General features: G+C 42.4%; 10 protein-coding genes. 3 read left to right on the top strand and 7 right to left on the bottom strand.

The features are described 5' to 3' along the window. Positions 1 to 20: 20 nt before the first annotated feature. The 4 genes from tuf to rpsL all read right to left on the bottom strand — a co-directional run bounded on the left by tuf (position 21) and on the right by rpsL (position 4,214). Positions 21 to 1,220, bottom strand: coding sequence for an elongation factor Tu (tuf, locus tag NT178_03200; protein ID MCX5811535.1), 1,200 nt, complete (start codon positions 1,218 to 1,220; stop codon positions 21 to 23). Beyond that, on the bottom strand, positions 1,213 to 3,291 hold the full coding sequence (fusA, locus tag NT178_03195) for an elongation factor G (GenBank protein ID MCX5811534.1): 2,079 nt from the start codon (positions 3,289 to 3,291) through the stop codon (positions 1,213 to 1,215). The genes tuf and fusA overlap by 8 nt, the downstream gene beginning before the upstream one ends. Before the next feature lie 16 nt (positions 3,292 to 3,307). After that, on the bottom strand, positions 3,308 to 3,778 hold the full coding sequence (gene rpsG / locus NT178_03190) for a 30S ribosomal protein S7 (GenBank protein ID MCX5811533.1): 471 nt from the start codon (positions 3,776 to 3,778) through the stop codon (positions 3,308 to 3,310). A gap of 61 nt (positions 3,779 to 3,839) precedes the next feature. Continuing rightward, the gene (gene rpsL / locus NT178_03185) at positions 3,840 to 4,214 is read right to left on the bottom strand and encodes a 30S ribosomal protein S12 (protein MCX5811532.1); all 375 of its coding nucleotides are present in this window, start codon (positions 4,212 to 4,214) and stop codon (positions 3,840 to 3,842) included. A 466-nt stretch (positions 4,215 to 4,680) separates the two neighbouring features. Here rpsL and NT178_03180 point away from each other — a divergent pair, with 466 nt between their 5' ends. Continuing rightward, complete coding sequence (locus NT178_03180; protein MCX5811531.1) at positions 4,681 to 5,913, top strand: OFA family MFS transporter; 1,233 nt, start codon at positions 4,681 to 4,683, stop codon at positions 5,911 to 5,913. 126 nt (positions 5,914 to 6,039) lie between these two features. Here NT178_03180 and NT178_03175 read toward each other — a convergent pair whose 3' ends face one another. Then, positions 6,040 to 6,978 (bottom strand): hypothetical protein, encoded by a 939-nt coding sequence (locus tag NT178_03175; GenBank protein MCX5811530.1) that lies wholly within the window; start codon positions 6,976 to 6,978, stop codon positions 6,040 to 6,042. Positions 6,979 to 7,072: 94 nt separating this feature from the next. Beyond that, positions 7,073 to 9,070: an acetate--CoA ligase gene (gene acs, locus NT178_03170; GenBank protein ID MCX5811529.1), complete on the bottom strand. Its 1,998-nt coding sequence runs from the start codon at positions 9,068 to 9,070 to the stop codon at positions 7,073 to 7,075. A 419-nt stretch (positions 9,071 to 9,489) separates the two neighbouring features. On the opposite strand from acs, the gene amrB reads away from it, so the two are divergent. Beyond that, positions 9,490 to 10,689: an AmmeMemoRadiSam system protein B gene (gene amrB / locus NT178_03165; GenBank protein ID MCX5811528.1), complete on the top strand. Its 1,200-nt coding sequence runs from the start codon at positions 9,490 to 9,492 to the stop codon at positions 10,687 to 10,689. A 151-nt stretch (positions 10,690 to 10,840) separates the two neighbouring features. Continuing rightward, positions 10,841 to 11,965, top strand: a complete 1,125-nt coding sequence (locus tag NT178_03160) for an ATP-binding protein (protein ID MCX5811527.1) — start codon at positions 10,841 to 10,843, stop codon at positions 11,963 to 11,965. Between the two features lie 261 nt (positions 11,966 to 12,226). Here NT178_03160 and NT178_03155 read toward each other — a convergent pair. Further along, a partial coding sequence (locus tag NT178_03155) for a ParB N-terminal domain-containing protein (GenBank protein MCX5811526.1) occupies positions 12,227 to 13,206 on the bottom strand: 980 nt, incomplete at its 5' end.

Raw genomic sequence — 13,206 nt, 5'->3', positions numbered from 1 at the left:
TGCCTCATTTTTTTTCCCCTCTACTCTATAATCTCAGTGACAACACCGGCTCCGACAGTCTTTCCACCTTCCCTGATAGCAAAACGGAGTTCCTTCTCAAGGGCAATGGGGGTAACAAGCTCAACAATGATAGTTACATTATCGCCGGGCATCACCATCTCGACACCATCGGGGAGCTTTGTCACACCGGTTACGTCTGTTGTTCTTAAATAGAACTGCGGTCTATAGCCGGTAAAGAAAGGCGTATGACGCCCACCCTCTTCTTTTGTTAGTATATAGACCTCGCCTTTAAACTTTGTATGGGGGGTTATGCTCCCGGTTTTTGCCAGTACCTGACCCCTCTCGACTTCATCTTTCTTTATGCCCCGGAGGAGTACGCCGACATTATCACCGGCAATGCCCTGATCAAGGATTTTTCTAAACATCTCAACAGAGGTGGCAACGGTTTTCATAGTCGGTCTGAAACCGATGATCTCCACTTCTTCGCCGGATTTGATAATTCCCCTTTCGATCCTGCCGGTAACAACCGTACCACGACCGGAGATAGAGAAAACATCTTCAACCGGCATAAGGAAAGGCTTATCGGTATCACGGACAGGTTCCGGAACATATGAATCACAGGCATCCATAAGTTCCTGTATGCTCTTGCAGTTGGGGCATTCCGCATTGCCGCATCCGCATTCTAAGGCCTTTAATGCGCTTCCTTTTATTATAGGGATATCATCGCCCGGGAATTCATACAGCGTGAGGAGCTCACGAAGCTCCATCTCTACAAGTTCTATCAGTTCGGGATCATCCACCATATCCACCTTGTTAAGGTAGACAACCATACAGGGTACGCCAACCTGGCGGGCAAGCAGGATATGTTCACGTGTCTGCGGCATAGGACCGTCGTTTGCACCGACTACAAGGATAGCACCATCCATCTGTGCGGCGCCGGTAATCATATTCTTGATGTAATCTGCGTGGCCCGGACAGTCCACATGGGCATAATGCCGATTTTTCGTCTCGTATTCCACGTGTGCTGTAGCTATGGTAATGCCCCTTTCTTTCTCTTCAGGTGCCTTATCTATCTGATCGAAAGGTATCCAAGTCGCCATTCCTGCTTTGGAAAGATACCTTGTAACAGCAGATGTGAGGGTTGTTTTCCCGTGGTCTATATGTCCTATGGTTCCGATGTTCACATGGGGTTTGTTTCTTTCAAACTTTTTCTTAGCCATAAAGGACCTCCGTTACATTTTTTTCTCTATTTTTAATTAAAGTTTCATAAATATGCTGTGGTACAGGGGTATAGTGAAAAAACTCCATGCTGAAATTCCCTCTTCCTTGCGTTGCTGAGCGAAGATGAGTTGTGTATCCGAACATTTCGTCCAAAGGAATATGTGCGATTATATACTTAAAACCGTTTTTGTCACCAAGTTCTGCAATCCTGCCGCGCCTTGACGATATATCACCAATTACAACACCCAAAAACTCATTTGGTATGCTTATGTCTACCTTCATAATGGGTTCAAGAATCACAGGATTTGCTTTTCTAACTGCATCTTTTAATCCTATTGATGCAGCAAGCTTAAAGGCAAGCTCTGATGAATCCACTTCATGATATGAACCGTCAATAAGCTCAACCTTCATATCTACCATGGGATACCCGAGAACAACACCTTTTTCCAGCGTTTCCCTGATACCCGCTTCTATACTTGAGATATATTCCCTTGGGATCGCACCACCTACAATTTTATTTTCAAAAATAACAGAACCTTCGAGGGGTGAAATATTTAATACTACGTGTCCGTATTGGCCTCTCCCACCTGATTGTTTAATATATTTACCATTGCCCGTGACTTGTTTTGTTATTGTCTCCCTGTATGCCACCTGTGGCGGAGATGATATCATTTCGAGGTTATGCTCCCTTTTTGCCCTGTTCATGATTATTTCAAGATGTAATTCTCCCATGCCTGATAGTATTACCTCTCCGGTCTCACTGTCAAGCCGCACATTGAGAGAAGGATCTTCAACTGTATATCTGTTGAAAACAAGCCACATCTTCTTCAGATCATCTTTCTTCCTTGGTGTTATTGCACATGAAACCACCGGAATAGGGACTTCAATATTTTCAAAAAATATATCCAAACCTGGGTGGGTTAGCGTATCTCCTGTTGATACCCCTTTCAAACCTACAATTGCACAGATATCGCCCGCTTCTACCTTCTTTACCTCTTCCCTCTTGTTCGCGTGAAGTCTTAGTATCCTGCCGACCCTCTCTGTTTTTGACTGTGCACAATTCATTATCGTATCACCGGTCTTCAATACACCGGAATATATCCTTACATAGCTCAAATGACCAACAAAAGGATCATTCATTATCTTAAAAATAAGTCCACTGAAAGGTTCTTCTTCGGTTCCATCAAAAGCTCCTTCTGTCCCGTCTTCGGTCCAATAGTGATAAGGAGATACATCCTGCGGTGAAGGAAGATAGTCTACAATTGCATCAAGAAGCGGCTGAACTCCTTTATTCTTAAATGCACTGCCACAAAGGACAGGTATAACACTCCCATTCAATGTGCCTTTTCTTATCGCTTCTTTAATACTTGCTTCATCGATCTCATATCCTTCCAGATACCGTTCCATAAAGCTGTCTTCTACACTGGACAACATCTCCATAATGTTTATCCTTGCATTATCAGCCTTGGCTTTAAGCGCTTCAGGTACTTCACAGACTGTGTACTCAAAGCCCAGTCTGTCTTTATCATATAAAATTGCTTTGTTTTTTATTAAATCAACGGTCCCGATGAACCCATCTTCGTTCATGATGGGAAAATGGAGTACCAATGGATTTGCCTTTAAATTTTCTCGTATCATCCGGACACAGTTGTCAAAATCAGCACCGGTTCTGTCCATCTTGTTCACATATGCAATTCTCGGGACCCTGTATCTGTCGGCCTGTCTCCAGACAGTCTCTGATTGAGGTTCAACGCCTTCCACTGCTGAGAATAATGCTACAGCGCCATCCAGCACTCTAAGTGATCTTCCCACCTCTATCGTAAAGTCTATATGTCCAGGCGTATCTATGATGTTAATTCTGTGTTCCCTCCAGAAGCAGGTTGTTGCTGCAGCTGTAATGGTAATCCCTCTTTCTTTTTCTTCCTCCATCCAGTCCATAGTGGCAGCGCCATCATCAACTTCTCCCATCCTGTTGTTAACCCCTGTATAGAAGAGCATTCTCTCTGTGGCAGTTGTCTTTCCAGCATCAATGTGCGCCATAATACCTACATTTCTAACAATTTGATTCATTCATTTTTACCTTGATTTACCACCTGTAGTGAGCAAACGCCTTATTTGCTTCGGCCATCTTGTGGGTATCTTCTCTCTTTTTTACTGCACCGCCCTTATTGTTGCAAGCATCAAGGATCTCTCCGGCAAGTTTCTCTTTCATTGTTCTTTCTGATCTTTCTCTTGCATATCTTATCAGCCATCTAATCCCCAGAGACATTTTCCGGTTTGACCTTACCTCAACCGGAACCTGATATGTTGCCCCTCCAACCCTTCTTGCTTTTACTTCTATTTCAGGTCTGATATTGTCTATCGCCTTATGGAACGCCTTAAGCGGATCGTCTTTCAGCTTGCCTTCAATCACATCAAAAGCACCATAAACAATCCTTGTGGCTGTACTCTTCTTCCCATCCAGCATAACGCAGCTTATCAATCTCTGTACAAGGAAGTCATTGTATTTTAAATCAGGTAATTTCTCCCTTGTCGCAACGTGTCCCTTTCTTGGCATGCTTTAAACTCCTCCGTTTACTATCGTTCAAACTCCGCTATTTACTGTCGTCTAAACTCCTCTACTGTTTAGGTCTTTTGGCGCCGTACTTGGATCTGCTTTTCTTTCTATTTGCCACACCGCTTGCATCAAGTGATCCTCTGATTATATGGTATCTGACACCAGGCAAATCCTTGACCCTTCCGCCTCTTATCAGCACAACCGAGTGCTCTTGAAGATTGTGGCCGATACCGGGTATATATGTAGTAACCTCTATGCCATTGGTCAATCTCACACGGGCTACCTTTCTTAATGCCGAATTCGGTTTTTTAGGAGTTGTTGTATAAACCCTTACACAAACTCCTCTCTTTTGTGGACAATTTATAAGCGCCGGGGATGAACTCTTCTTTTTAACGACTTCTCTCCCAAGCCTTACTAATTGATTAATAGTAGGCATCAATACCCTCCAAATAAAATAATTCCCTAATTTGTTTTAAGGGAAAGCAAGCTCAGCGAAAACTTTGGTATGTTAAACGATTTTGCCTTTTATGTCAAGAGATTTTTGTTAATAAACAAGTGCACCAGACAATATATTTAGTGGTAAAATCGCAGATAAAAATGACTCAATAACAACCACAATCAAGGATAATGATTTTTTCTGTGATGATCAGATATCGGACCGGGGGGATTATTTCTTCATGTCTTTATCCTACTTCTGAATATTGAATACAAACAAAAATTTGATAGTTTTATTAGTACAAGGTATCAGGTAGCCGATTTTATTGGCCAACAAGGTTTTCCCTTAGACAAGAAAAATCTTGACATTATCTGATATTGTATAATAATTTTCATTCACATTTATTTAGTGTTTTCATTTTAAGGCTTAGTCCTGATAGATTTCAATTTTAGAGGAGGTATGTTTTATGGCTGATGATCAGAAGATTTTTGGAATGTCTGCAAATGCAGGAAGGTGGGTTTTTGTTGTATTGGGCATGGTTGTCAATATGTGCCTTGGGGCTGTTTACGCATATAGTGTCTTTAAAAAACCGCTTGAAACATTATTTAATGCAAGCGCCACTCAAGGTAATTTACCTTTCATGGTATTTCTCGCAATGTTCGCTCTCTTCACATTCTTTGCCGGAAAATTCATTGACAAGTTCGGACCCCGGAATGTCATGATGGTCGGCGGTATTGTTGTAGGTCTCGGTTGGATATTGACAGGATTCGCATCCAGTATGACCATGGTTATTATAACATACGGTATGATCGGCGGTGCAGGAGTCGGCATTGTATATGGAGGTCCTGTATCTGTAGCAACAAAATGGTTCCCGGACAAAAAAGGGCTGGCAGTAGGATTATCCCTTCTGGGATTTGGCGCATCGGCTTTTGTTACAGCACCACTGGCAAAAAGCCTTATCGCCTCTTCCGGGCCCCTTAATACATTTTGGATGATGGGGATAGGATTTCTTGTTATCACGTTTATACTTTCTATGTTCATGAAATTTCCTAAACCGGGCTGGATTCCGGCAGGATGGACACCACCTAAAACAGCAGGCGGAGCAGCAAAATCCTATACAGCAGGTCAAATGCTCGGCACATCAAGCTTCTATGGCCTCTGGCTTTGTTATACCATCGGTACCACTGCAGGCCTTATGGCAATAGGTATATCCGCTACAATCGGAAGAGAGGTGATCGGCCTTGATATAGGGACTGCTGCCTTTCTTGTTTCTATTTTTGCTATTTTCAACGGTATCGGCCGACCAATTTTCGGCTTACTCGCTGACAAGATTACCCCAAGAAATGCTGCTATTCTGTCATTTGTCATTATCTGTATTTCTTCTATCATGATGTTAAATGCCGCACAAGGCTCAGTTGTACTCTATACGGTTGCCTTTTGCGGCTTCTGGCTCTGCCTTGGCGGTTGGCTCGCAATCGGGCCTGCAGCAACAGCAGGTTTTTTTGGTCTTGATGGATATGCACAAAAATATGGCGTTGTATTCAGTGCTTACGGTCTCGGCGCAATTATCGGCGGCATCATCTCCGGTAGTGCTAAAGACGTATTTGGAAGCTATCTGAAGGCCTTCTGGCCGACTACAATACTTGCAGTAATCGGCATTATCATTGCGCTAATCTTGTTAAAACCACCCAAAAAGTAAAGAAATTAAACAACAGGCGCTAAACAAAAAAGCTAAGGGCAAACTTCAAAAGTTTGCCCTTTTTATTTTCTCGTACAACCGGCACATTCTGAAGCTGCCGGTTAAACAAACAGAAGTTGCGGGAATCTATTTTTTAATGAGGATGAGGTATTCGTATTTATAGAGGTCTTCGACAAATTGGCAGATCATTTCATCTTCATCGGAATAGCGACCACCGGATGACAGAATGAACCGCAAGTTTTCAGTCATATCAAAGGAAATAAAATCGGCGAAGAAACCCCGTATATATGTGTAACCAAAAGAACGTGCAACCTGTTGAAGATGCGAAAACTTGATCGTGTATTCATCGTGCCCCATAAGTGAAATCCTCTCCGGGTTTCCTGTGGATTCAACACGAACAAACGAACGCAATGACCCCGGGACAACGGCTTCACAGCTATGCTCACTGATATAAATATAGGGAATTCCGGAATGGCAAAGCTTTTCTAAAGCCTCTATGGCACCGATATTCAGATTAAATGTCTCTTGCTTTGGTCGACTAAAACTGTACTTTTCAAACAAATTAAGTACCCTCTTCAGGGCCGGGTCAGTAATTTCAAAAGATGATTGAAAGATTTCATGCTTCAGATTGGTGAGAGTAGGGAGATCCCCCATGTTTTCATTTAAAACAGCCAGATCAAACCCGGCAAGGATAGCAGGATCGGTTTCCAGAAAATCCTCTTCTCTGTAGAAAACATCATGTTGTCCAAGGGTTTCTTTTTGTTTTCCGAGAAGAAATGGGGAAATATCCAACATACATGGTTGCAACAATCTGTTTCTGTCAAGGAAATCCTTCATCAGATTTCCGTAACCCCCGCCTATTTCAATAATCTTCTTGATGTTTTCCATAGGCACGAATCGACTTAAATAGTCATAGAGTAGATGCCCATAAGAGTCGTTGCACCTGAGGAGTTTCCTCAATGGTGTTGCCTCAGGATAGAGGGCATTACAGACAGTCAGTTCCCATCCCAGCGAATTCAACCGGTTCAGGTGATATTCCTTTGTAGAATTAATCTTATAAGTCATTAGAGATAATAACTCATTCCATAAGGATTAGAGATTGTTATAAAAAAGGCCCCCGAGGATTTTCCTTGGGGGCCCTGGTTATGCTGTTATAATCTTACTGCCTTCCTTTTACGATCTCATCAACTACTGCAGGATCTGCAAGTGTTGTAGTATCGCCGATCTGATCAATCTCGCCGGAAGCAACCTTTCTTAGAATCCTTCTCATGATCTTGCCGGAACGTGTCTTCGGCAGACCGGATACGAACTGGATTTTGCCGGGAGCTGCGATAGGACCGATTTCTTTTCTTACGTGTGCTACAAGCTGTTTCTTAAGATCGTCGCTGGCTTCAACGCCGGTTTTCAGGATAACATAGGCATAAAGATCTTCGCCTTTAATATCATGAGGGAAACCGACAACTGCCGACTCTGCGACTGCTACAGCCAAAGAGTTAAGGGCTGCTTCAACTTCTGCAGTACCCATTCTGTGACCTGATACGTTGACAACGTCATCAATACGACCCATAAGCCAGAAATAGCCGTCTTCATCTTTTCTTGCGCCATCGCCGGAGAAATAGAAGCCGGGCTGCTGCACAAAATATGTGTTAAAAAATCTTTCAGGTTCGCCAAAAACGCCCCTCATGATGCCGGGCCATGACCTTGTGATGCAAAGTTCGCCCTGCTCATTTACCGGTGCGTCTACTGCCGGCAGGTCTGCTGATGCCCTTGATTGTAGTGCGCGGGCATCTACGCCAAAAAACGGAAGCGATGCTGAACCCGGCTTCTGCGCCCATGCGCCCGGAAGACCGGTAATAAGAATGCCGCCTGTTTCTGTCTGCCACCAGGTATCTACGATGGGACATCTTCCGCCGCCTACGTTATTATAGTACCACAGCCACGCCTCGGGACCTATTGGTTCGCCGACTGACCCGAGCAGTTTCAGAGATGAAAGGTCTCTGCCCTTTGGCCATTTTTCGCCTTCTTTTGCAAGGGCTCTGATTGCCGTCGGTGCTGTATAGAAACTATTAACTTTGAACTTCTCAACTATCTGCCAGAATCTGTCAGGGTTCGGGAAAGTAGGAACAGACTCAAACATAACTGAGGTTGCGCCGTTCGCAAAAGGTCCGTAAACGATATAGGAGTGTCCTGTAACCCAGCCGATATCTGCGGTACAAAAGAAAATTTCTTTGTCTTTATAGTCAAAGATATATTTGAATGAAAAATATGTGTAGACCATATAGCCGCCGACAGTGTGGAGCACACCCTTCGGCTTGCCTGTTGAACCTGATGTATAAAGGATAAACAACGGATCTTCTGCGTCCATTTCCTCTGCAGGACATACATCACTGATATCGGATGCAGCCATTTCATCATTCCAGTATGTGTCTCTTCCTGCCTTCATGGGAACGTCAAAACCGTCGAGTCTCTTTACTACAATAACCTTATCAACAGTGTGGCCTTCTTTTGCACAATGATCACAGGCTATGTCAGAATTTGCCTTGGAGCTTACATGTTTTCCTGATCTCCAGTAGCCGTTTGCAGTGATAACTACCTTTGCACCGGCGTCAAGAACCCTGTCTCTCAATGCTTCAGCAGAGAAACCGCCGAAAACGATTGTGTGGATAGCGCCGATCCTTGCGCATGCAAGCATTGCAATGGGGAGTTCTCCGATCATAGGAAGATAAATGGCAACTCTGTCGCCTTTGCGTACGCCTTTTTTCTTCAGGACGTTTGCAAATTTGGAGACCTCTGTCAACATCTGTTTGTATGTGTATTTCTTTACATCATCTTCGGGCTCGCCCTGAAAAATAAGTGCTACATTGTCGCCTTTTCCTTTTTCAACCTGTAAATCAAGACAATTATAAGAAATATTTGTCTTGCCGCCGATAAACCATTCAACCTGCCCTTTACTAAAGTCTTCTCTGTTGACCTTCAGCCATGGTTTAAACCAGTGCAGTTCCTTTGCCACATCGCCCCAGAATGCTTCCGGATCTTCCACTGATTTTTTCCACATTGTTTCATATTCTGCTCTGCTTTTAATATAAGCCTGATCAACAAATTCTTTTGATGGTGGAAACTTGCCGGCTCCTTCCATCGTTGATTTCTCTTCTGCCATTTCAACCTCCTGAATTTAATATTGGATTGTACTGCTATTAAGCTTTTTTTAAAAACATTTTATTCTAAACATCTATATATATGTTGTCAATAGAATTTTGTTAATATTTTCACAATAATAGTATTGTAAAACCTCATTGTTAATAATAGTGAATAAACCTTGATTTTCTTAACATCAATAAGCCATTGTTCTACAATAATCTGTACACAATAAAAGATTCTAAAGGTAAAATATTGCGTTTTTTTATAAAAACAAAGAACTTTATTGTTGATAAACGGTTTTCAACTGCTTTTTAAAATCGTTTTATGATTTCTTGTGAATCTTTTAATATACTGAGCCTCTTCCAAAAGTATCAAAAGTAGTCACAATGAATTGGGGCTTCTTTTGCCTCTTTGTCATGATTATGCTATATAATTGCTATGGATTTCCCCAAAATACGATACATTGAAGCACACCCCTTTAAACAGGATGGAGAAGAACTGGTACTGCTTAAAGATGCAGAAGGGATTATGGAAAATTCCCTCGTTGTATCAAAGGATCTGGTTTTCCTTCTTTCTCTAATGGATGGAACAAGGTCTTTGCGGGACATTCAGGTAGAATATATTAAGGCTTCCGGTGAACTTCTATACATCGAGCATATCCGGCAACTCGTTGAAGATATGGATAAAAACCTGCTCCTGTTCAGTGAACACTTTAAGCAACATCTTGCCGGACTGAAAGAAACATATGAAAACGACCCTATCAGGAAACCATATCTTGCAGGAAAGAGTTATCAGGCAAACAGAATGGAATTACTCGTATTTCTTGATGAAATGTTCAGGACAGCAAGATATGAAACGCCAAAAGGCAGGATTACAGGCATGCTTGCTCCGCATATCGATTACGGAAGAGGAACAGAGGTGTATTGTGATACCTATAGTTCATTAAAAGGCCAGGGGAAATCCCTTCTCATTATATTCGGCACGTCACACTATCCCACTGAAAAAATATGGAGTATATCATCGAAAAGCTTCGCTACACCCCTTGATATAATACCAAACTCGGAAGACTTTTGCAGACTCATTAAGCACAACGATGTGCTGAAAGGCTACATTGATGAGTGGCCACATCGTAACGAACATTCAATTGAGCTCCAGTTGCCGCTCATTCAATTCATGATTCAGAATGATTTCGAAATTTTTCCTATTCTTACAGGCTCGTTACACGAACACATAAACGGCGACAAGAATATTGAAACAGACCAGGAGCTAAAAGATATTATTGATAATTTTAAATCTGTTCTCACCGAATACGAAAAACCGTATATCATTATATCAGGAGCCGACCTTGCACATATCGGGGCGCAATTCGGAGACAAGTACGACCTCGATGCCCTGACGCTCGGTCAATCCAGGGCAAAAGATGAGGAGCTTTTAAGATGTATCGGCAACGTTGACGCAGACGGTTTTTTCAAAACAATTCAAAATGAAGGAGATAGGCGCAGGATATGCGGACTGACCCCGATATATTTCCAGTTAAAACTGCTCGAAAACAGTACGGGCGAAATAGTCAGCTACAAACAGTGGACCGACGGTCAATCATCTGTCAGCTTTGCCGGAGGGCTCTTTTATCATAAGTAATTATAATATTTAGCCTCACACTACAGGGGTCATGCCGCAACACAGGGATCATGCCGCCCCTTCCCACAGGTAATACCCATAAAAAGCTGAAAAAAAACCTTTACGTATTTTTGCACTTTAGTTAAAATGAATTTTGTTGAGAAACGTATTTATGGAAAAATCAGACGAATTGTACCGGACCGTTTTTGAAAATACCGGAACCGCTACTATTGTAAGCGAGGGGGACACTACAATCTCCCTTGCAAATATGCAATTTCAAAAATTATCAGGCTATTCAAATGAAGAGTTGCAATCCAAAAGAAGTTGGATAGAATTTATAGCCAAAGATGACCTTGAAAAAATGCTCAATTATCATAACTTACGAAGAATTGATCCTGATTCTACCCCGAAAAACTATGAGATCAGGTTCATTACCAGACAAGGGGATTTAAGGGACATTTCCATCACAGTTGATCTGGTCCACGGAACACAGAAAAGTGTTTTGTCTTTTATGGATATTACGGAATTAAAAAGGGCAGAAAGGGAGGTCCGACAATTAAACGAAGAACTGGAAAAAAGGGTAAGGCAACGCACTGTACAGCTTGAGGCTGCGAACAAAGAGCTTGAGGCGTTTTCATATTCCGTCTCCCATGATCTCCGTACACCTCTTATCAGCATTGAGGGGTTTTCACATATGCTCTCAGAAAAATATGGAAAAGACCTTAACGAAAAGGCACAGATGTATCTTAATGCAATCCTGAAAAGCACAAAACAGATGAACCAGTTGATAAATGACCTACTTGCGTTATCACGGCTGAAGAGAAAGGATTTTGAAGTTGAGGACTTGGATATGGGGGAGATTGCAAAAGACGTTTTTGAAGAGCTTAAGGTGATAAACCGAGGACGCAAGATCAATTTCTTGATAAATAGTGCCCCTCATGGAACCGGTGATCCTTCAATGATACGCGAGGTATTTATGAACCTTCTTTCCAACGCAATTAAATTTACCAAACACAGAGATATTGCAATCATCGAGGTGGGTGGGGAAGCAGGGAAAGACGAAAATATGTTTTTTGTGAAGGATAACGGTGCAGGGTTTGATATGGAACATGCAGAAAAGATCTTCAATGCATTTCAAAGACTGCACAACGATAACGAGTATGAGGGGACAGGTATCGGGCTTGCAATCGTACAGAGGATCATTGCCCGACATGGCGGCAGAGTATGGGCCGAAGGGAAGATAGATGAAGGCGCCACCTTTTATTTCACATTACCGATAAAAGCCGTTCATGGTTAAATAACTGCAGTGAATAGTCGTTAGTGAATATTTAAAGGCATTTTATTAAACCGGTAATCATTTTCATTTTACTGGTTTCGTTAATGTAGGTATGGATATCCATACCTACAGCTTTCTTCAAATTCTTGAAATTCTTTATTTTATCTTTTCCACTATTCGCCATTCACTGCCTTTTCATATTTTCTATCTTTTCCACTATTCACTATTCACTGACTTTTCATATTTTCTATCTTTTCCACTATTCACTATTCACTGACTTTCTCACACCTGTGGCGGTCTTTTTTTGCCGTATGGGATCATAGGCGCCTGTTGTTGTACGAAATCACAAAAAACCTGCAGTTCATAGAGAAATGCTTCAACGTCTTCCCGTATATACGTTCCAAGACCCTTTTCAAAACCTGTTTTTATGGATATCAGGCCTTTAACATGTTTCTTCACGGATACTGGTTTTGTATTATTCGGGTCTGGTTTGGCTTGTTTGTATGCGGTGAGCATTCTTTCAAGTGTAATGTAGGTTACAGGCGTCTTTATAATGTCGGTGAAAATCTTCATACGATCAGGGCAATCGAGATTCGCGGCAAATAGATATCCATGGGAAACAGGGAGATTCCCTGACCTGATTTCAGCCTGAATTTCAGAAGAAAGTTTTAAAAGTGAAATTGTGCGGAACAAGGAAGTATAAGCCTTTCCAGAGATTTGCATGGTGGTGTCCACTGTGGACACCACTGCCTCCGATAGAGTATCGGGTTTCCGGTTGTACTTTATAAGGTCGCTCATTACCCCGTCTACATCGTACCCCTTATCAGGATGTTTCGCCTGGATATATGAAAGAATCCCCTTTGCCTGATCTATGGGATTTAAGTCTTCCCGCTGGAGGTTCTCAGTGAGTTGAAGGGCTATGGTTTCACCTAATTCCTTACCTGCTTCTATCACCCGCACTGGTACAGATTCAAGTCCGAGTTGTTGAGCTGCCACGAGACGTCTCTCTCCGCAGATGAGGATCCCTGAGAAGTAAGTGCCTTTTCTGAGAAGGTTCAAATTGCTGCCTAAAAAGAAAATCTGCTTCTTGAACCAAGGTTCGCCCATCAAGGCAGACAGGGTCAGCTTAAAATAAACGCAAAGAATCGATGTGCAGCCCTGCAGGGTCCTTTTTGAAGTAAAGAGGGCCTTGGCCCATCTCTTTATGTTGCAGGCGATAATCTTACATGCCACGGCAAAGCATACCTTTGCTATCCGACGGA

The sequence above is a fragment of the Pseudomonadota bacterium genome (assembly GCA_026388255.1).
In the GTDB taxonomy this organism is placed as follows: Bacteria; Desulfobacterota; Syntrophorhabdia; order Syntrophorhabdales; family Syntrophorhabdaceae; genus JAPLKB01.
The sequence above is the reverse complement of the archived record's forward strand: the minus strand, read 5'-3'. Positions and strand labels throughout refer to the sequence as shown.

Excerpts from the sequence above, each read along its gene's own strand:
- NT178_03160 (MCX5811527.1), top strand. The coding sequence starts at position 10,841 with ATGGAAAAATCAGACGAATTGTACCGGACCGTTTTTGAAAATACCGGA.
- amrB (MCX5811528.1), top strand. The coding sequence starts at position 9,490 with ATGGATTTCCCCAAAATACGATACATTGAAGCACACCCCTTTAAACAG.
- rpsG (MCX5811533.1), bottom strand. The coding sequence starts at position 3,778 with ATGCCAAGAAAGGGACACGTTGCGACAAGGGAGAAATTACCTGATTTA.
- fusA (MCX5811534.1), bottom strand. The coding sequence starts at position 3,291 with ATGAATCAAATTGTTAGAAATGTAGGTATTATGGCGCACATTGATGCT.
- rpsL (MCX5811532.1), bottom strand. The coding sequence starts at position 4,214 with ATGCCTACTATTAATCAATTAGTAAGGCTTGGGAGAGAAGTCGTTAAA.
- NT178_03180 (MCX5811531.1), top strand. The coding sequence starts at position 4,681 with ATGGCTGATGATCAGAAGATTTTTGGAATGTCTGCAAATGCAGGAAGG.
- acs (MCX5811529.1), bottom strand. The coding sequence starts at position 9,070 with ATGGCAGAAGAGAAATCAACGATGGAAGGAGCCGGCAAGTTTCCACCA.
- NT178_03175 (MCX5811530.1), bottom strand. The coding sequence starts at position 6,978 with ATGACTTATAAGATTAATTCTACAAAGGAATATCACCTGAACCGGTTG.
- tuf (MCX5811535.1), bottom strand. The coding sequence starts at position 1,220 with ATGGCTAAGAAAAAGTTTGAAAGAAACAAACCCCATGTGAACATCGGA.